This window comes from Achromobacter maghribensis, from assembly GCF_057334215.1.
This window is the reverse complement of record NZ_JBHFII010000058.1, coordinates 128,412-146,906: the sequence shown is the minus strand read 5'-3', so window position 1 is coordinate 146,906 and position 18,495 is coordinate 128,412. Positions and strand designations below refer to the sequence as shown.

23 protein-coding genes are annotated in these 18,495 nt (G+C 65.9%); 13 read left to right on the top strand and 10 right to left on the bottom strand.

Annotated elements, in window-relative coordinates; genetic code table 11:
- Positions 1-75: 75 nt before the first annotated feature.
- Complete coding sequence (locus ACE039_RS25485) at positions 76-963, bottom strand: LysR family transcriptional regulator (protein ID WP_105556281.1); 888 nt, start codon at positions 961-963, stop codon at positions 76-78.
- A gap of 112 nt (positions 964-1,075) precedes the next feature.
- On the opposite strand from ACE039_RS25485, the gene ACE039_RS25480 reads away from it, so the two are divergent.
- Together ACE039_RS25480 and ACE039_RS25475 are read left to right on the top strand one after the other, a co-directional pair.
- The gene (locus ACE039_RS25480) at positions 1,076-1,972 is read left to right on the top strand and encodes an alpha/beta fold hydrolase (RefSeq protein ID WP_485823658.1); all 897 of its coding nucleotides are present in this window, start codon (positions 1,076-1,078) and stop codon (positions 1,970-1,972) included.
- Positions 1,973-2,128: 156 nt separating this feature from the next.
- The gene (locus ACE039_RS25475) at positions 2,129-2,461 is read left to right on the top strand and encodes a hypothetical protein (protein ID WP_006222567.1); all 333 of its coding nucleotides are present in this window, start codon (positions 2,129-2,131) and stop codon (positions 2,459-2,461) included.
- A gap of 84 nt (positions 2,462-2,545) precedes the next feature.
- Here ACE039_RS25475 and ACE039_RS25470 read toward each other — a convergent pair whose 3' ends face one another.
- From ACE039_RS25470 to ACE039_RS25455, 4 genes are all read right to left on the bottom strand, one after another.
- Positions 2,546-3,325: a DUF1828 domain-containing protein gene (locus ACE039_RS25470; protein WP_485823657.1), complete on the bottom strand. Its 780-nt coding sequence runs from the start codon at positions 3,323-3,325 to the stop codon at positions 2,546-2,548.
- Complete coding sequence (locus tag ACE039_RS25465; protein ID WP_485823656.1) at positions 3,315-3,827, bottom strand: DUF6978 family protein; 513 nt, start codon at positions 3,825-3,827, stop codon at positions 3,315-3,317. The genes ACE039_RS25470 and ACE039_RS25465 overlap by 11 nt, the downstream gene beginning before the upstream one ends.
- Before the next feature lie 102 nt (positions 3,828-3,929).
- Positions 3,930-4,472 carry a GNAT family N-acetyltransferase gene (locus ACE039_RS25460; protein ID WP_485823655.1) on the bottom strand — a complete coding sequence of 181 codons (543 nt, stop codon included), beginning with the start codon at positions 4,470-4,472 and terminating at the stop codon, positions 3,930-3,932.
- 6 nt (positions 4,473-4,478) lie between these two features.
- Positions 4,479-5,048, bottom strand: coding sequence for a helix-turn-helix domain-containing protein (locus ACE039_RS25455; protein ID WP_485823654.1), 570 nt, complete (start codon positions 5,046-5,048; stop codon positions 4,479-4,481).
- Positions 5,049-5,122: 74 nt separating this feature from the next.
- Between ACE039_RS25455 and ACE039_RS25450 the strand changes: the two genes are divergently transcribed.
- From ACE039_RS25450 to ACE039_RS25415, 8 genes are all read left to right on the top strand, one after another.
- A complete protein-coding gene (locus ACE039_RS25450) occupies positions 5,123-6,667 on the top strand; it encodes a phospholipase D family protein (protein WP_310031161.1) in 1,545 nt (514 codons plus the stop codon).
- Between the two features lie 86 nt (positions 6,668-6,753).
- Positions 6,754-7,464, top strand: coding sequence for a 2OG-Fe(II) oxygenase (locus tag ACE039_RS25445; protein WP_105556276.1), 711 nt, complete (start codon positions 6,754-6,756; stop codon positions 7,462-7,464).
- A gap of 2 nt (positions 7,465-7,466) precedes the next feature.
- Positions 7,467-8,120, top strand: a complete 654-nt coding sequence (gene alkB / locus ACE039_RS25440) for a DNA oxidative demethylase AlkB (protein ID WP_485823653.1) — start codon at positions 7,467-7,469, stop codon at positions 8,118-8,120.
- Between the two features lie 106 nt (positions 8,121-8,226).
- Entirely contained in the window at positions 8,227-9,234 is a 1,008-nt protein-coding gene (locus tag ACE039_RS25435) for a formylglycine-generating enzyme family protein (RefSeq protein ID WP_485823652.1), read from the top strand.
- A 54-nt stretch (positions 9,235-9,288) separates the two neighbouring features.
- Entirely contained in the window at positions 9,289-9,675 is a 387-nt protein-coding gene (locus ACE039_RS25430; RefSeq protein WP_105556273.1) for a VOC family protein, read from the top strand.
- A 19-nt stretch (positions 9,676-9,694) separates the two neighbouring features.
- On the top strand, positions 9,695-10,504 hold the full coding sequence (locus tag ACE039_RS25425) for an AraC family transcriptional regulator (protein WP_485823721.1): 810 nt from the start codon (positions 9,695-9,697) through the stop codon (positions 10,502-10,504).
- A gap of 95 nt (positions 10,505-10,599) precedes the next feature.
- Complete coding sequence (locus ACE039_RS25420) at positions 10,600-10,968, top strand: cupin domain-containing protein (protein ID WP_448710816.1); 369 nt, start codon at positions 10,600-10,602, stop codon at positions 10,966-10,968.
- 41 nt (positions 10,969-11,009) lie between these two features.
- Positions 11,010-11,756, top strand: coding sequence for an SDR family oxidoreductase (locus tag ACE039_RS25415; protein WP_448710817.1), 747 nt, complete (start codon positions 11,010-11,012; stop codon positions 11,754-11,756).
- A 23-nt stretch (positions 11,757-11,779) separates the two neighbouring features.
- On the opposite strand, the gene ACE039_RS25410 is transcribed toward ACE039_RS25415, so the two are convergent.
- Positions 11,780-12,313 (bottom strand): MgtC/SapB family protein, encoded by a 534-nt coding sequence (locus tag ACE039_RS25410; RefSeq protein WP_448710819.1) that lies wholly within the window; start codon positions 12,311-12,313, stop codon positions 11,780-11,782.
- A gap of 148 nt (positions 12,314-12,461) precedes the next feature.
- Here ACE039_RS25410 and ACE039_RS25405 point away from each other — a divergent pair, with 148 nt between their 5' ends.
- On the top strand, positions 12,462-13,244 hold the full coding sequence (locus ACE039_RS25405) for an SDR family oxidoreductase (RefSeq protein ID WP_310031171.1): 783 nt from the start codon (positions 12,462-12,464) through the stop codon (positions 13,242-13,244).
- Positions 13,245-13,268: 24 nt separating this feature from the next.
- On the opposite strand, the gene ACE039_RS25400 is transcribed toward ACE039_RS25405, so the two are convergent.
- Positions 13,269-13,961: an HAD family hydrolase gene (locus tag ACE039_RS25400; protein WP_485823651.1), complete on the bottom strand. Its 693-nt coding sequence runs from the start codon at positions 13,959-13,961 to the stop codon at positions 13,269-13,271.
- 155 nt (positions 13,962-14,116) lie between these two features.
- On the opposite strand from ACE039_RS25400, the gene ACE039_RS25395 reads away from it, so the two are divergent.
- Complete coding sequence (locus ACE039_RS25395; protein WP_485823650.1) at positions 14,117-14,746, top strand: 2OG-Fe(II) oxygenase; 630 nt, start codon at positions 14,117-14,119, stop codon at positions 14,744-14,746.
- A gap of 4 nt (positions 14,747-14,750) precedes the next feature.
- Here the strand turns inward: ACE039_RS25395 and ACE039_RS25390 are convergent, their stop codons facing one another.
- Together ACE039_RS25390 and ACE039_RS25385 are read right to left on the bottom strand one after the other, a co-directional pair.
- Entirely contained in the window at positions 14,751-15,635 is an 885-nt protein-coding gene (locus tag ACE039_RS25390; RefSeq protein ID WP_485823649.1) for an alpha/beta fold hydrolase, read from the bottom strand.
- A gap of 17 nt (positions 15,636-15,652) precedes the next feature.
- Positions 15,653-16,708, bottom strand: a complete 1,056-nt coding sequence (locus ACE039_RS25385; RefSeq protein WP_485823648.1) for a sugar phosphate isomerase/epimerase family protein — start codon at positions 16,706-16,708, stop codon at positions 15,653-15,655.
- A gap of 110 nt (positions 16,709-16,818) precedes the next feature.
- On the opposite strand from ACE039_RS25385, the gene ACE039_RS25380 reads away from it, so the two are divergent.
- Positions 16,819-17,433, top strand: coding sequence for a TetR/AcrR family transcriptional regulator (locus ACE039_RS25380; RefSeq protein WP_105556265.1), 615 nt, complete (start codon positions 16,819-16,821; stop codon positions 17,431-17,433).
- A gap of 13 nt (positions 17,434-17,446) precedes the next feature.
- Here the strand turns inward: ACE039_RS25380 and ACE039_RS25375 are convergent, their stop codons facing one another.
- A complete protein-coding gene (locus tag ACE039_RS25375; protein WP_485823647.1) occupies positions 17,447-18,427 on the bottom strand; it encodes a Bug family tripartite tricarboxylate transporter substrate binding protein in 981 nt (326 codons plus the stop codon).
- Positions 18,428-18,495 lie beyond the last annotated feature (68 nt).

The following is an 18,495-nucleotide window of genomic DNA, read 5'->3' as shown; positions in this document are numbered from 1 at the left end:
GGTGCGGGCCATGGCGCGCGCCGTCTATTTGCTTTACTCAATGGCGGCGATAAACGCTGGCGATGCCTGCACGGATCAGCGCCCGAAGCGCCGCCGCTGGCCCGTCTGCCTGACGGCCGCCACCAATGCCTGCACCGCAGGCTCGGCGGAACGCAGATACGCGTAGAACCGCGTCATGGGAAGGTCGGGCATGCCGTCATCCGCCGACAGCGCGCGCAAGCCCTCGCGCAGTTGGCTGCGAGCCACGGGGGCCACCGCAAACCCCGCCAGCGCGGCGGCCAGGCAGCCGGCCATGCTGCCGCTTTCGAATACAGGCGCCCATCCTTGCCGCGTGTGCCCCAATGCCGCGATGGCCGCCTCGCGGTACACGCAAGGCTCCGGGAACACGGCCAACGGCACCTGCCGCCCCGGTTTCCATGGCTTGTCCGCCCCCCAGGCCCACACCAGATCTTCTTCCCACAACAGTTCACCTTCGTCCTGCACACGCGAACATTGCTTGCCGAAGACCACGTCAAGCTTGCCCCGCGCCTGCTGGCGCAACAGATCGGCGGTGACGCCTACCTTCAGCTCGATCGAGGCTTCGGGATGCCCACGGTGAAAAGCGTGCAGCACCTCTGCCAGCCACGCGCCCGCGAAATCCTCGGACGAGCCGATGCGCAAGCGCCCCTTCAGGCGCGTGCCGCTCAGCCGGGCCCGTGCCTCGCGTTCCAGATCGACGATGTTGCGCGCGTAGGCATACAGCGTCTCGCCCGCCGGCGTCACCTCGAAACTGCGCGTGGTACGGTCCAGCAAGGTGGCGCCCGCCAATACCTCCAGCCGCTTGATGTGTCCGCTGACGGCCGACGGCGTCAACGCCAGGGCATCGGCGGCCAACGCAAAGCCGCCGCTGTCCACCACCTCCAGGAACGTGCGCAAGAGCGTCAGGTCCAGCACCGCGCCAGAGGAGTCGTTCAAGGTATCCATGCGTGCCATCCTTATATTCATGATTTATTGATAATAGATGCCTATTCATCAAGAATCATGACAAGCCGGACCACTATCGTGACAGCTCCGTCACCGACAGAAGGAACCCGTCATGCCCGCCTACGCCACCGTCCAGACTCCGTTGCTGGATGTCGCCTACCTGGAATGGAATCCCTCCGGATCCCGCACCGCCGTGCTGTTGCACGGCTGGCCCGACAGCCCTGAAAGCTGGAATACCGTGGCTGCACGCCTTGCGGCGGAAGACTACCGCGTGCTGTGCCCCGCGCTGCGCGGCTTCGGCCCGCCGCGTTTCCGGGACGCCGCCACGCCGCGCAGCGGCGAACTTGCCGCCTTGGGGCGTGACCTGCTGGACGTCGTCGACGCGCTGGGCTTGCGGCACCCCCTGCTGGTGGGCCACGACTGGGGCGCGCGCGCCGCGGCCAACGCCTGCGGTCTGCGGCCCGGCGTAGCGGCGCAACTGGTGCTGCTGTCGGTTGGCTACGGCACCAATGATCCGAGCCAGACGCTGTCGCTGGCCCAGGCCCGAAACTACTGGTATCACTGGTTCATGGCGACGCCACGGGGCGCCGAGACGGTACGCGGCGACCGCCGCGAATTCACCCGCTTCATGTGGGACACCTGGTCCCCTGGCGCCTGGTACGCGCCCGAGGACTTCGACGAAGCGGCGCGGGCGTTCGACAACCCCGACTGGGCCGACGTGGTGCTGCATTCCTATCGCCACCGCTGGGGCAATGCGGAAGGCGACCCGGCTTACTTGGCCGACACGGCCCTGCTGACGCCCGCGCCGGTGTTGACCGTCCCGACGCTGGTGCTGCATGGCGGCGCCGACACCTGCAACCAGCCCGCATCCTCGGAAGGCAAGGAGGCATTCTTCCAGGGCGGGTACGCGCGCCGCGTGCTGGATGGGGTGGGCCATTTCCCGCAACGCGAAGCGCCGCAAGCCGTCGCCGACGCCATCCTGGCGTTCTGCGCCAAAACGGGCGCCTGAGCCCGGGGGCGCCCGGACAATCGCCCCTGCTCGGGCTCGACCGGGGCGGCGGCTGGGCAGGCTGCCCCGGAATGGCGGATAATCCCTCTGTTTCCCGCCGCGGCAAGCGGCGGATTTTAGTGGGCGCGCCGCGCCCGACAGCATTCGGAGTCAGCTATGTATCGCGGCATTCAGGCGATTGAACAATTCATGGAATCCATCGGCCTGACCTGGCGCCCCGGCTCGACCGAAAGCGCCGAACTGCGCGTCAGCTACCGCATCGGCAACACTCGCCCACTGGGCATCGACCGCACGCTGGTCGAGTTCCACTGCGATGCCCGCCGCGCCAAAGTCTGGGTGCCGGAGTTTTCGCGCACCAGCTTCCACCAGTGGTTCGAAGTGCCGCTTCAAGATTTCGAGTTCACGCCCGGCGGCTCGATGCTGAAGATCAAGGCCGCCGCACGCGGCAACGCGCCTCCGTACAGCGTGGGGATCAAGCCGCTGGCTTGATTGTCGAGAGCGCCGCCGGGCACCGCCCTTCCCCGCAGATTCACGCAAGCAAAAAAGCCACCCCAAAAGGTGGCTTTGGTGTTGTCAGGCGGCAAGCCTGTGTTGGATCTTCTGCACGATGGCGGCCCTATCGCTTATTGACGGCACGATATCGTTGGCCGCAATAATGAGCCGTTTGGAGTCAAGCTTGGGGACGTCGTCCATGTCGGCGTACACGATCATCGATTCAAAGCTCTCGGCGTATTTGGACAGATGCTGGAGAATAATTGTCGTCAACCTCGCCTTGTCCCTATTCAATACACCAAAGACATATAAAGGCCTTCTACCCGTCTTGATGAAATAATCGACCGGGTAATTCTCGGCATCCGGCACGTGGGGGACCACGTATCCCTCGGTACGGCTCTCGGCAGGCACAATCGACGAGATGATCTCGCCTAAATCGTCGTAAAACGCACTCTCAACCCGCGGCCTGGTCCACAGCCCAAGGTCTTCGACCCGAGTAATGCCCTGACCCAAGGCGAACAAGCCAAACGGCAGGGAATCTCTGGCGACCTCGATGAATAGTTCGCCATCAGCCTCGGCAAGCCCGGATTCGCCCAAGACAGCTTGATAAAGGCGCTCTCGCGCGCCGCTCAAGAGCTTTGCCAAATCGTGCTCGTAGCTGAGCCGCATCAGTGTCGAACCCATGTCCGAAACGCGCCAGCCGGCGTTCATTTCGGTAACGTACGCCATGAAGTTATCGCCGTCCCGGCCCGTCATGGGAAGGCTGACGGCAATCGTCTTTTCGCCATGCGCCACGACGCCTACGTCACGACAAAACGTATGGCACAGGCTCTCACGAAGGGCTTCGACGTCAATCGTCACGGTCTTCAAATAGGGAGGATTGGCTTGGGTTCTTTAGAAGGCCTAGACCGCTCACATTGCAGTCTGATAACAACGCCAACAACGCGCCATCCACATTGGTGTAGCGGGTTGTAGCCTCGGCATAGTGTTCGGCTTTTCGGCCAGCTTCCATGTAGCGCTGAGTCGCTTTGTGGATGTGGCAACAATGCGGCATTTTACGTATTTTGTCGAGTGGGTTCCTGTGTTCGTGATCGCTGCCGTTGTATCGCGCCAGTACCACTTTCTGGCCTGATTCAGCGAGCCAGAGCAACCCGCAGGAAAACCCGTTTTCCAATCGTTGGTTCTGTCGCACGAACAATTGAAAACGGTATCCTGGCCCGACGACGTCATAGTTGATCTGCAGAGAGCCACTCTGGACCTTCTTCCGGGCCTTTGGATTGACAATCTGCTTCGGCATCCGAATCAGGCGATCGATCTCTTCATCCGTTAGAACCACGCCTTTCTCCTTGAGTTTGCCTCGCATCCAAGATGCGACAAGGCCAGGACGATCGTCCAGCAGATGAAATTCTATGGTGTATTCGCCCCCATCATCTTCTCTTAAACCGCATCCAGGACTGAGTCACGGTCACACCCGTTTGTACATGATCGTCGTGGCATCCAGCTTGCCCGCATCATGCGGATCGCGGCTGAAATCGGGGATCTTCCCGACCGCCACATAACCCAACGATGCGTATAGCGGTTCGGCGCTGTCGCCGCTGCGCGTATCCAGCGTGAGCAGGCTGCGGCCGATGCGGGCCGCGTGAGCTTCCGCCTCGCGCATCAAGCGGCGGGCGATGCCGCGGCGGCGGAAATCGGGGTGCACCAGCAGTTTGCGCACCTCGGCGCGATGCGGTTGGTTGGGCGGCGTGTCGCTGTCCAATTGCACCGATCCCGCGATGCGGCCGTCTTGCCGCGCCACCCACAACGCGAGTTTGCCGCCGGCCAGCGCCGGCAGGATCTTGGTGCGCCAGAAGGCTTGCGCGTCGTCGGGCGAATACGGCAGGACAAAACTGACGCTGGCCCCGCCCTGCACGCAGGCATGCAGCAGTTCGCCCAGCGCGGGCAGATTGGCCGCGGCGTCTTCCGCCGTCAGCAGGGTCAATTCAAGGGTAGCGTGGTGGTCGGACATGGCGGTTCAGACGATGAAGAGCAGGTAGCGGGCGCCGCGATGCGGCGGTGTAATGAAAAGGCTGGCGCCGAACAATTGGTAGCGCAGGCAATCGCCCGGCGCCAAGGCATGGGTCTGGCCGTCGACAGTGATGTGCAACTCGCCTTCCAGCATCAGCAAGTGGTGTTCAAGGCCCGGCCGGGGCGAATGGTCGTAGGCGATGCGCGCGCCGGCCGCCAGTTCGCAGGCCAGCACTTCGCCCGCCAACTGCTGCGCGGGCGGCGACACCGAACGCCGGCGGAAGCCCGCGCTGTCATCGACCCACACGGTCTGTTCGCGTTCGGGCACCAGCGGCACGAAATCGTCTTCCACCATCATCATCAGCCGCGACATCGTGAGGCCATGGGCCGCGCAGAGCTTGCCCAGCACGCTGGCGGTGGGGCTGACGTCGGCGTTTTCCAGCCGCGACAGCGTGGCGCGACTGACGCCGGCCAGGCCAGCCAATTCATCCAGGGACCAGCCGCGCTCTTGCCGCAGCGCCTTCAACCGCTGGGCGATGCGCCGGTCCAGATCGGCATCGATTGTCGTGTTTTCCATATACGGGAATTTATTCCAAATATGGAAAACCATCAAGACCCAGCTGGCCGGGGTTTTTTCGGCACAATACGGGCATGCTTTTGGCCAAACCCCTACTTATGACCGCCCTCTGCCTTTCGTTTTTAAGCGGATGCAGCCTGCCTCCGCTGGACAAGCGCAACGAATCCCGGACGCTGACGCCCGAGCAATCGGCCGCCACGTCCTTGGGCCGCGGCATCACGCCACTGGCGGCGGCCCACCCCGGCAAGTCGGGTATCCACCCGCTCTCCAACCCGTATGACGCCTTCGCCGCCCGCATGATGCTGGCGCACGTCGCCGAGCGCAGCCTGGATGTGCAGTACTACATCTGGCACGACGACATGACGGGCACGATGCTGCTGGAAGCCCTGCACGCGGCGGCCGACCGCGGCGTGCGCGTGCGCCTGCTGCTGGACGACAACGGCACGGCGGGTCTTGACACGGTGCTGGCCGCGATGGACGAACACCCCAATATCGAAGTCCGCCTGTACAACCCCTTTGTGCTGCGCTGGCCAAAGCCGCTGGGATATGTCACGGACTTCAGCCGCCTGAATCGGCGCATGCATAACAAGTCCTTCACGGCGGATAACCAGGCCACCATCATTGGCGGCCGCAATATCGGCGACGAGTACTTCGGCGCAACCAATGGCGTGCTGTTCACGGACCTGGACGTGCTGGCGATCGGCGCGGCCGTCAACGACGTATCGACGGACTTCGACCGATACTGGGCCAGCGAGTCCGCCTACCCCGTGGACCGGCTACTGAAGAAGGCGGAACCGGGCGCGCTGGCCGCGCTGGAACAACGCGCCGGCAAGGTGGAAAAGTCGCCCGAGGCCGCCACCTACGCCGACGCCATGAGGCAACTTCCGTTCATCCGGCAACTGCTGCAAGGCGATCTCAGCCTGGAATGGGCCAACACCCGCATGGTCAGCGACGACCCGCGCAAGACGCTGGGCACCGCGCCGCCCGAAGCGATGCTGCCGCACCAGCTGCATGAAATCATCGGCGCGCCGACGACCAACCTGGAACTGGTGTCGCCATATTTCGTGCCCACCGCGGCCGGCACGGAAGCCTTCGCGAAATTGGCCAAAAGCGGCGTCAAGGTGCAGGTGCTGACCAATGCCCTGGAAGCGACCGACGTCGCCGTGGTGCATTCCGGCTACGCCAAGCGCCGCAAGGACCTGCTGGCCAGCGGCGTGGAATTGTTCGAGATGAAGCGCATGTCGGGCGAGGTCGAGCGCAACAAGAGCATGGGCCCCTTCGGCAGCTCGGGTTCCAGCCTGCATGCCAAGACGTTTGCCGTGGACGGCCAGCGCATCTTCGTCGGGTCGTTCAACTTCGACCCGCGCTCGGCCACCTTGAACACGGAACTGGGTTTCGTGATCGACAGCCCGACGCTGGCGCGCCGCATCGCCGACGCCTTCAAGCAGGACCTTCCCGACGTGGCCTACCGCGTCTGCCTGGACGACAAGGGCGACCTGTACTGGCTGGAGCAGCGCAACGGGGAAACCCTTCGCCACGACACCGAACCGGGCACCACGGCGTGGAAGCGGTTTTCCGTCTGGTTCGTATCGCTGCTGCCGCTGGAGCCGCTGCTGTGAGCGTCGCGCAACAAGCGGAGTTCGCCTGACGGCGAGCAGGCGTAGACTGGTTTTTCTCCCATTTCCTGCCTGGCCGCCCCGACGTCATGGATGCCCTGCCCGCCCCCTCCTTGCCGGACCTCGATTGGGTCCGGATCGCCGAATCGCTGGATGCGCATGGCAACGCCATCGCGCCGGGGCTGCTGACGCCCGCGCAATGCGCGTCGCTTGCGGCCGGCTATTCGGCGACGGATGGCTACCGCAGCCGTATCGTGATGGCGCGGCATGGCTTCGGCCGCGGCGAATACAAGTACTTTTCCTATCCGCTACCGCCATTGCTGGCGCATCTGCGCACCGCCTTGTATCCACGGCTGGCGCCGATCGCGAATCGGTGGAACCGGCAATTGGGTATTGCCGTGCAGTATCCGGCCGATCATGCGGCCTTCCTGCAGCGCTGCCACGACGCTGGCCAGCGCCGACCCACCCCGCTGATCCTGGAATACGGCCCGGGCGACTACAACTGCCTGCATCAAGACCTGTACGGCGAACACGTGTTTCCCTTGCAGGTGGCGGTGCTCTTGTCGCGGCCCGGCGTGGATTTCACGGGAGGGGAATTCGTGATGACGGAAACCAGCAGCCGCGAGCAGCGGGCGGACGTGCTGCCGCTGCAACAGGGCGACGCGCTGATTTTCACCGTGAACCAGCGGCCCGTGCCCGGCGCGCGGGGTTGGCGCAGGACCGCAATGCGGCACGGCGTCAGCGCCTTGCGCAGCGGCCGGCGCCACACGCTGGGCCTGATCTTCCACGACGCGCAATGAGCATGACGCTGGATCTGTTTGGCGACGACGACACCGCGCAAAGCGGACGCGAGGCGATCGGCCCCCAATCGTTCGTGTTGCGCGGATTCGCGCTGCCATTCGTCGACGCGCTGCTACAGGGGGTGGACGCGGTCACTGCGCAATCGCCTTTCCGGCACATGCAGACGCCGGGCGGCTACACCATGTCGGTGGCGCTGACCAATTGCGGGCAATGGGGCTGGACGACGGACGCACACGGCTACCGCTATGCGCGCATCGACCCGCTGTCCGGCCAGCCCTGGCCGGACCTGCCGCCCGCCTTCCTGGCGTTGGCGCGGGCCGCGGCGGCCGATGCCGGTTTTCCCGGTTTTACGCCGGACGCCTGCCTGGTCAACCGGTACGAGCCGGGGTCGCGCCTGTCGCTGCACCAGGACAAGAACGAACGCGACTACAGCGCGCCCATCGTCTCCGTGTCGCTTGGCATGCCCGCCATCTTCCTGTTCGGCGGCAACGAACGCTCGGACAAAACCCTGCGCGTGCCCTTGCTCCACGGCGACGTAGTGGTCTGGGGCGGCGTGGACCGGCTGCGGTATCACGGCGTGATGCCGATGAAGGATCTGCCGCACCCCAAGCTGGGCAGCCAGCGGATCAATTTCACCTTGCGCAAGGCAGGTTGAACGCTGCCCCCCGGGCGCATGAGGGTTCCCCGCGTCTGGTCGGCCGTGCGCGGCGGCCCTACTATGTCGCACCCTTGGCCCTGCGCACCCGCGCCCGCGACTCTCCATGCGTATCCGTTCCAGCCTGTTGCTTGCCAATTTCCTGCTGTCGACCCCGCTGCTGGCGGCGCCGCCCGCCGACCCGCCTGCCGTGATCCGGAATTCGCTGGGCATGGAATTCGTGGCCATCCCCGCCGGCACCTTCCAGATGGGCAGCGACGAAGCGCCCGAGACGCTGGCGCGCGACTATCCGCAATATCCCAAGGACCGATTCGCCCAGCTGTTTGACGAAGCGCCCGTGCATACCGTGCGCATCACCCGCCCGTTCTACCTGGAACGCACGGAAGTCACGGTGGGCCAGTTCCGGCGCTTTATCGAAGCCTCCGGCTACGTGCCGGAATCCGAGGCCGACGGCACCGGCGGCTACGGCTACAACGCCGCCTACGACCCCGACCGATCCGATAGCGGTGACGCCTTCGAAGGCCGCGACCGCCGCTATTCGTGGCGCAATCCGGGCTTTGCCCAAACCGACGACCATCCCGTGGTGAACATCAGCTGGAACGACGCCCAGGCCCTGGCCCGCTGGCTCACCCAGAAGGAAGGCCGCACCTACCGGCTGCCCACTGAAGCCGAATGGGAATACGCCTGCCGCGCCGGCAGCCGCACGCGCTACCAGAACGGCGACGATCCGGCTGGCATGCCCGACGCCGGCAACGGTTTCGACGCCGACGCCCAACCGCTGTGGCCGAAATGGCAGGCATTCGCGTCCGCGCGCCACGACGGACACACCTTCACCGCGCCCGTGGCCAGCTACGCGCCGAATGCGTTCGGCCTGTATGACATGCACGGCAACGCCTGGGAATGGGTGGCGGATTGGTATGGCGAGGACTACTACGCCCATTCGCCCACCCACGACCCGCAGGGCCCCGGCAGCGGCAATGTGCGGGTTCGCCGAGGCGGCTCCTGGCACACCTGGGCGCTTTACACCCGGTCGTCCTACCGCAACTGGAACACCCAGGAAACCCGCTATCCCCTGGTGGGCCTGCGGTTGCTGCGGGAGGCCGATAGCCGGTAAAGCGCCGCGGCGGGTTAGCATAGCCGCACGCTTAACCTCAAAGAGAGTCCTGACATGCATTCGCTGGGCCGTCTTGTCCTTCTCGTGAACGACTACGACACCGCCATTTCTTTCTACCAAGACAAGCTCGGCATGGAGGTGTTCGTCGATATGCCCGTGGGCCCGCAGCGGTACGTGCACCTGCGCCTGCCGGCACAGCCTGCCGTGGGCGTCTGGCTGCTGCAAGCCCTGACCCAGGCGCAGCGCGACCGCGTCGGCGACCAGACCGGCGGCCAGCCGGTCGGCGTGTTCTACACCGACGACGTGGTGCGCGATCACAGCCAGTTCGCCGCCCGGGGCGTGCGCTTCACCAAAGAACCCGTCCATGACGACGCCACTGTCTACGCCCACTTCATCGACCTGTACGGCAACGAGTTCGTGCTGGTGCAGGTGAAGAAGTAGACCCTGCCGCGTGTCCGCCATGACGTCGGCCAAACCGAAGCAGGACTGGATACTGCGCGCCGCGCCCTCGGGCCACGTGGAGCGCATCGAAGCCTACTTCGGCGGTCATGGCTACGACATGCACCGCCACGACACGTACGCCATCGGGCGCACGCTGTCGGGCGTGCAAAGCTTCCACTACCGCCGCGCATTCCGGCACAGCCTGCCAGGCAGCACCATCGTGCTGCATCCCGACGAGCCGCATGACGGCCAGGCAGGCACCGAGGCCGGCTTCCATTACCGCATGATCTACGTCGAACCCGCGCTGATCCAGCAGATTTTGGGCGGCCGTGCGCTGCCGTTCGTCCCGGGCGGCATCTCGGCCGACCCACGGCTGCACGCCGCCAGTGGCGCGCTGCTGCAAAGCACCCAGGCCGCGATCGACCCCTTGCAGGAAGACGATGCGCTGTATGACCTGGCCCATGCGCTGTGCGCCGCCGCCGGCCGTCCGCAAGGGCGCCGCGCCGCCGATTACGCCGCGGCCGAACGCGCCCGCCAGTTCATCCACGCATCGCCGGGCCAACCCATCACGCTGGACCAGTTGGCAGAGGCGGCGGGCACCGACCGCTGGCGCCTGTCGCGCGATTTCCGCGCGCTGTTCGGCACCAGCCCCTACCGCTACGTGATGCTGCGCCGGCTGGATTTGGCCCGCCGCTTGATCGCCGCTGGCCAGCCGCTGGCGGACGCCGCGGCCAGCGCCGGTTTCACCGACCAAAGTCACCTGACGCACCGCCATGTCCAGACTTACGGCATGACGCCGGATCGCTGGCGACGGATGTTGCACGGCTGACGGCCGCCCCCCCCCGGAAACCTGCAAGAACGTACAAGACGGGGCGCGGCCAGGCGCCCTATGCTGCGGGCGTCCTTTCCTTTCGAGCCCACGTCATGTCCCTTATTCCCGCTATCAATATCGCCGGCAAACTGTCGCTGTTCTCGGAACACTGGCAGCCCAAGGTCATCGCCCAGATGAACGACTACCAGTTCAAGGTGGTCAAGGTGCAAGGCGAATTCGTCTGGCACAGCCATGCCGACACCGACGAGACCTTCATCGTCGTCAGCGGCCGCTTGCGCATCGAACTGCGCGACGGCCATGTCGACCTGGGCCCTGGCGAAATGACGATCATCCCGAAGGGCGTGGAACACAAGCCATGCGCGCAGGAAGAAACGCACCTGATGCTGATCGAGCCCTGTGGCGTCGTGAATACCGGCGATCAGGGCGGCGCGCGCAGTGCTCCCAACGACGTGTGGATTTAAGCCCCCGTTCTGCTAACGTGGCAATCACCCAGGAGAAAGCCATGTCCAAAGTCATGCTCGTCACCGGAGGCAGCCGCGGCATCGGCGCCGCCGTCGCCAAGTTGGCCGCCCGCCGCGGCTACGCCGTCGGCGTCAACTATCGCACCCATGCGGGCGCCGCCGACGCGGTCGTGGCCGACATACAGCGCCAAGGCGGCCACGCCGTCGCCATCCAGGCCGACGTTTCGCAGGAAGACCAGGTGCTGCAGATGTTCCGCACGCTGGACGAGCGCCTGGGCCGGGTGGACGCACTGGTCAACAATGCCGGCATTCTTGAAAAACAGATGCGCGTCGACGACATGGACGCCGACCGCCTGCTGCGCGTGCTGTCCACCAATGTCATCGGCGCCTTCCTCTGCGCCCGCGAGGCCGTGCGGCGGATGTCGCCCCGCCATGGTGGCCAGGGCGGCGCTATCGTCAATGTGTCGTCCGCGGCCGCGCGCCTGGGTTCGCCCAATGAATATGTGGACTATGCGGCGTCCAAAGGCGCGCTGGATACGTTGACCATCGGCCTGTCCAAGGAAGTGGCGCCCGAAGGCATCCGCGTGAACGGCGTGCGCCCCGGCACCATCTACACCGACATGCACGCCAGCGGCGGCGAGCCCGGCCGCGTCGACCGGCTGAAAAGCGTGATTCCGCTACGCCGCGGCGGTTCGGTGGAAGAAGTGGCCGGCGCGGTGCTGTGGCTGTTCTCGGACGAAGCCGGCTACACCAGCGGCTCGTTCATCGACGTGTCCGGCGGCTCTTGACTCTGCCGGCCGGGCGGGCGTCGTCATGTGTTGCCTTTCGACTTCACGCCCGGCGTAATCACGCTTTGTTCCCGCGGCGTGGAAATGCGCGCTTCCACGCGCCGCAGCACGGCCAGGACAAACAAGGCCAGCAGGGTGCTGACCAGCGCCGTCGCCTCGCGGCCCATGCCGGCCGCCACGCCGATCGCGGCAGTCATCCAGATGCTTGCCGAGGTGGTCAGCCCGCGGATTTCACGTTCGTCACTTAGCTTGATGATGGCGCCCGCGCCCAGAAAGCCGATCCCGGCGATCACGCCCTGCAGCACGCGGCTGATGTCGCCCACCTGCATGCCGCCCTGCAACGGCACCAGCACGAAAATCGCCGCGCCCAGCGCCACCAGCATGTGAGTGCGCAAGCCCGCGGCCTTGCCGCTGCGTTCGCGCTCAAAGCCCAACAGGCCACCCAGGATAACGGCCATGCCCAGCCGCAGCACGATGCGCGTGGCTTCGCCCACGTCCGGGATGTCCGCGAATTCACTGCGCACGGTGGTCCAGATTTCCAGCCAGATTTCCGACATCGCCACGTCCTTGTGGATCAGGTGGATTCAGCATAGCAGGCGCACGCGCGAACGCGCCATGCGGCGTTCAGGCTGGCACCCGGCCCGCAACTGGTTTACAACCTAAGCGTGTCCCGCAGGGGCGGGCGTCAATCGACAGGAGCGCTTCATGGACTTGCAGCTGGCCGGAAAACGCGTGCTCATCACGGGCGCATCCAAGGGCATCGGCCTGGCATGCGCGATCGCTTTCGCCCGAGAAGGCGCGGACCCGATCCTGGTGGCGCGGGACGATGCCGCGCTGCACCAGGCCACGGCCTCGATCCGCGAACGGACGGGCCGCGCCGCGCAGGCGATGGCCCTGGACCTGGCGCTGCCAGGCGCCGCCGAAAAGCTGGCGAAGGACACGGGCCCCATCGACGTGCTGGTGAACAATGCGGGCGCCGTACCGGGCGGCGCATTGGACCAGGTGCAGGACGAACGCTGGCGCGCCGGCTGGGACTTGAAGGTGCATGGCTACATCAGCCTGGCCCGCCATTACTACCCGGCCATGCGCGATGCCGGCGCCGGGGTCATCGCCAATATCATCGGCATGGCGGGGGCCGCGCCGCGCGCGGACTACATCTGCGGCGCGTCGGCCAACGCTTCGCTGATTGCCTTCACCCGCGCGCTGGGCGGCGAAGCGCCGCGCCACGGCGTGCGCGTCTTTGGGGTGAACCCGTCACGCACCCGCACCGACCGCGTGCTGACGCTGGCCCGCCAGCGCGCCCAGGCCCGTTGGGGCGACGAGACGCGTTGGCAGGAAACCCTGTCCGATCTGCCGTTTGGCCGCCTGATGGAGCCCGAAGAAGTGGCCGACATGATCGTGTTCGGCGCGTCGCCGCGCGCCGGCTACCTGAGCGGCACGGTGATCGACCTGGACGGCGGCGAACAGTACGCCAACCACGCGCGCTGACGGCGCGCGGCAGGCCCCGGCGGCCTAGCGCCCGCCGGCCTGCCAGCCCGCCAGCAGCGCGGGCAGTTGATTCATGTCGGTGAACACATGGGCCACGCCCACGCCACGCAGGGCCTCGGCCCCGCTGTGGCCGTTGGCGTCCGGGCTGTACCCGAACACCGTCGCACCCGCGGCCACGCCAGCAGTGGCGCCCGTGACGGTGTCTTCCACGACGGCGCACCGCTTCGGGTCCACGCCCAGCGCCAGGGCGGCAGCCAGGTAGACGTCCGGGAACGGCTTGCTGCGCGGCATTTCGTGGCCGCTGAAGACACGTCCATCAAAGCACTCGGCAATGCCTACCTTGGCCAGCTGCAACTCGACCTTGAGGCGGTCCGCGCCCGACGCCACCGCGATACGGCCGCCCAACGCCACGTGCAAGGCGCGCACGGCGTCCGGCGCACCAGGGATTTCCAGCAGGTCGCGGTCCAGCGCGGCATTGCGGCGCTGACGGAATTCGTTGAACCACTCGGGGCCCAGTTTGGCGCCCGTGCGCGCCTCGATCAGCGGCAGCTCGTCTTTGACGGCCTTTCCGGTAAAGAGGCGCATCGTCTCGTCATGCTTGATGTCCCAACCCAATTCGTTCAGCATCTCGGTCAGCACACCGCTGGTGATGGGTTCGGAATCAACCAGCACGCCGTCACAATCGAACAGCACGGCGTCAAAGGGGAAATCAGTCATTGCAGGCGGCATAGGGGGGTTCGTGAAGCCGTCAAGCATACTGCAAGGCCCGGAACGGTTCCCTCGAGACCGCTGCGGCCATCGCAAGCAGCGGAGTGACCCGCGCCCCGTCCGCGCTCTATCCTGCCGGAATGCGCACGCCTTCCCGCCCCACCATGACGCCTGACCTCCTGTCCCTTCCCCCGTACGATTGGAACCTTGCCGCCCAGGACCTGGACGCCGAAGGCTGGGCGTTGCTGCCCGGCTTCTTCCCGGAGGACGCCGCGCGGCGGCTGGCGCTGTCCGGCGCCGATCCGGCCGACTTCGAGCCGCTGCGCGCGGCCCTGTACCGGCAGTTGCTGCCCATCGCCCGCCGCTGGGCCGCCGCATTGCAACAAGACGCGGCATACCCGGACGACTTTCCGACCTGGGCGCAATGCAACCGCCAGGCCGGCCAGACACGGAGCCTGTCCGGCCTGCATCGGCTGTCCACCGATGGCTATCAGCCGCTGATCCAGCATGCCGACGGCGCGCACGTCTTCCCATTGCAGCTGGTCGCGCTGCTGTCGGAACCGGGCGTGGATTTCACCGGCGGCGAATTCGTCATGACCGAACAGCGCCCGCGCATGCAATCGCGCCCGATGGTCGTGCCGCTGGGATTGGGCGATGCCGCGGTGATCGCGGTGTCGCACCGCCCCGTGCACGGCGCGCGCGACATCTACCGCGTCACCGCCCGGCAGGCGGTGAGCCGGGTGCGCTCGGGGGAACGGGCCGGCCTGGAAGTAGTGCTGCACGACGCGCCGTGAGGTCTCATCCGTCCCGCTGCAAGAAAGCCAGCAGGTGTTCGGAGAACGCCTCGTGGCACTCTTCAGTCACGAAGTGGCCGCAATCCGGGATGATCACGCCGGTCAGGTCGGCGGCGTTGTCGCGCATCGTGATCAGCGGCGCGTCGCGGGTCGCGTGCTCCGTGCCGATGGCCAGCACCGGCATGCGCAGGCGGGCCTTGGAACGCGCCTGGTTCTGGCGGATCGTCTCGGGGATGGCGCGGTAGTACGCAAAGCCACTGCGCAATGCGCCCGGCGCCGAATAGGCGTCGATATAGACGTCGGCGGCGACGCGGTCGCGCCGGTGCGACCACTTGTCGAAGATGAAGCTCAAGTACGCGCACTCGCGTCCGGCAATCAACGCTTCCGGCAGGTCTTGCACCTGGTTGAACATGAAATGCCACAGGAAGATGTTGTCTTCCGGCGGGACGAATACCGGCGGCGCGGGCGCCAGGCCCGGAATCACGGCCTCGGTCAACACCAGGCGGCGGACGGCGTCGGGAAAGTCGCTGGCCAGGGCGTACGCCACCCACATGCCGATGTCGTGGCCGACCACGTGATAAGCCGTGTGGCCCAGCTGTCCCATCAAACGGTGCAGCACGCTGGCGACCGCGCCCGTGTCGTACCCGTGGGCGGGGCGGCCGGAGTCGCCCGTGCCCGGCGGGTCCACGGCAATCGCCGTATAGCCCGCTTGCGCCAGCGACTTCATGATGTGGCGCCACGTAAACCAGGTCTGCGGCCAGCCGGGAATCAGCAACACCGGCGGGCCGTCGCCCATGACCGCGCAATGCACGCGGGAACCGTCCACCAGCACGTACTGGTGCGTCACGGCGTCGGCGGGGGTGAAGAAGGTAGAGAGTGAGTGCGTCATGATTCTGTTTTCGGCGCTTATGCCAAGCCCAGCAGGGCATGGATCTGTTGTTTGTCGATGGCCCCGCCAGCGAAATCGTCGAACACCTTGGACGTGACCGGAATGATGTGGCGGTTGATGAATTCCACCCCCTCGCGCGCCCCCGTCTCCTGGTCTTTCAGGCAGCATTCCCACTCCAGCGTGGCCCAGCCGGCATAGTCGTGCTGCGCCAGCTTCGAGAAGATCGACTTGAAGTCCACCTGCCCGTCGCCCAGCGACCGGAAGCGCCCCGCCCGGTTGATCCAGGATTGGTAGCCGCCGTAAATGCCCTGCCGGCCGGTGGGATTGAACTCGGCATCCTTCACATGGAACATGCGGATGTGGTCTTTGTAGATGTCCAGGTATTCCAGGTAGTCCAGCTGCTGCAGGACAAAGTGGCTGGGGTCGAAAAGAATGGCGCAGCGGGCATGGCCGCCGACGCGTTCGTGGAACATCTCGAACGTGATCCCGTCATGCAGGTCTTCGCTGGGATGGATCTCGAAACACAGGTTCACGCCTTGCGCGTCGCAGGCGTCAAGCACCGGCATCCAGCGTCGCGCCAGTTCGTCGAATGCCGTCTCGATCAGCCCTTCGGGGCGTTGCGGAAACGGAAACAGATACGGCCACGCCAACGACCCTGAGAACGTGCCCATATCGCTCAGGCCCAGGCGCTTGGCGGCGCGAGCCGAATTCAAAAGCCCCTGTTTCGCCCAGGCCGTCCGGGCCTGTTGATTGCCGCGCGCCTCCAATGGCGCGAAGTTGTCGGCCATCGCGTCGTATGCCGGGTGCACGGCCAGGAGTTGGCCGAAGATGTGCGTGGTGAGTTCGCTTACGACCAGCCCATGCGCGGCCAGCGTACCGGTGACCTCGTCGCAATAGTCCTGGCTGGCGGCGGCCGTCTCGGCATCGAAAAACCGCTTGTCCCATGCCGGGATCTGCAACGCCTTGAAGCCCACGCCCGCCGCCCATTCCGCGATAGCCGGCAGGCTGTTGAAGGGCGCCGCGGCGTCGCTGAACTGCGCCAGATGCAGGCTGGGTCCCTTGATCGTCTTCATATCGAATCCTTAATTGTTTGTCGATCGACAAAGAATAGGCGATAAATCGGCGCGACGCAAATGCAAGGGCGGGCGGTACACTGCCTCCAGATCATTTTCCCGAGACCGTGATGGCAGGCAGACCCAGAGAATTCGACCGCGACCTAGCGCTTCAGCAAGCCATGCTGGCATTCTGGAAACAGGGGTATGAAGGCACGTCGATGGCGGATCTGGTGGCGGCGACCGGCCTGGCCTCAGCGCGGCTTTACGCGGCCTTTGGATCCAAGCAGGACCTGTTCCGCGAAGCCGTGGCGCGATACGAAGCGGGTGACGGCGCGTTTGCGGAAAAAGCGCTGGAGGCCGACGACGGGGTGCGCAGCGCCATCGAGAAGCTGCTGACCGACGCGGTGCTGACCTACACCCGGCGCGGGCGCCCACAAGGCTGCATGGTGGTCAGCGCCGCCACCAACTACGCCGCCGAAAACGAAGACGTCATGGCATGGCTCACCACGCATCGCAAGGCGCGTACGCAAGGCATCATCGACCGGCTTGAATCTGCCGTGCGAAGCGGCGAACTCAAACCCGGCACGGACGTGCAGGCGTTGGGCGACTACTACGCCGTCGTCCTGCATGGCCTGTCCGTGCAAGCGCGCGACGGCGTGGGCAAAGCGCGCCTGCTGGCGATGATCCCCCCGGCGCTTGGCGCGCTGGATGCGGTGTTGCGCCAGGGCCCTTCAAGGCCCTAACGCGCACCGGCTTTCAGTTTTCCGCCGTGATGTGGCCATCGGCCACGACCTTGGCGAAGACCGCCGTCTGCGCCTTGATGAAGGCGCGGAACTCGTCCTGGCTCATCGGCTGCACTTCGCCGCCCAGCTCGCGGATGCTGGCCACGAACTTCTCGTCGCGCAACGCGCGTCCGATCGCGGCGGCCAGTTTCTGCTGCGTGTCTACCGGCGTGCCCGCCGCGACGAACACGCCAAACCAGTTTTCAAGCGCGTAGTCCTTCAAGGGGGCATATTCGGCCACGGCGGGAATGTCCGGCGCGAACGAGGCGCGCGTGGCGGAGGTGACCGCCAACGGCTTCACCTTGCCGCTCTTGATGAAGGGCAAGGCGCCCGCCAGGCTGACGAAGGTCAGGTCCACGCTGCCCGCGGCCACATCCACCAGTTGCGCGGACGCGCCCTTGTACGGCACGTGGACCATCTTGATTCGGGCCAGCGACTGCAACAGCTCGCCGTTCAGGTGCTGCGGGTTGCCCACGCCGCTGGTTGCATAAGTCAGCTTGTCGGGATGCGCGCGGCCATAAGCCACCAATTGCTCCACATTGGCCACCGGCAGCTTGGGATTGGCGACCAGCACGTTGGGCACGCGGGCGACCAGCGCGATCGGCACCAGGTCCTTTTCCGGTTGGTATTGCATCTTGGCCTTGAAGACCAGCGGGTTGATGGCGGTTTCTCCCGCCGAGCCCAACAGCATCGTCGCGCCGTCCGGGGCCGACCGCACCACCGCCTGCGCGCCGAGCATGCCGCTGGCGCCCGGCTTGTTTTCCACCACCACGCCCTGCGGCATTTCGCTGCGCAGCCGTTCGGCCAACAAACGGCCCATGCCGTCGACGCCGCCGCCAGCGGCAAAAGGCACGATCAGGCTGACCGGGCGGCTGGCGTCGGCGGCCCGGGCGGAGGGAAACGGGAGGAAGGCGGCCACCGCCAGGGCGGCGGCGAGCAATCGGATTTGGGGCATGGTGTGTCTCCTGAGCGGCCTGTCCGGATGGCGGCCGGGTTTTTACTTAATTGCATTTTATAGATGCA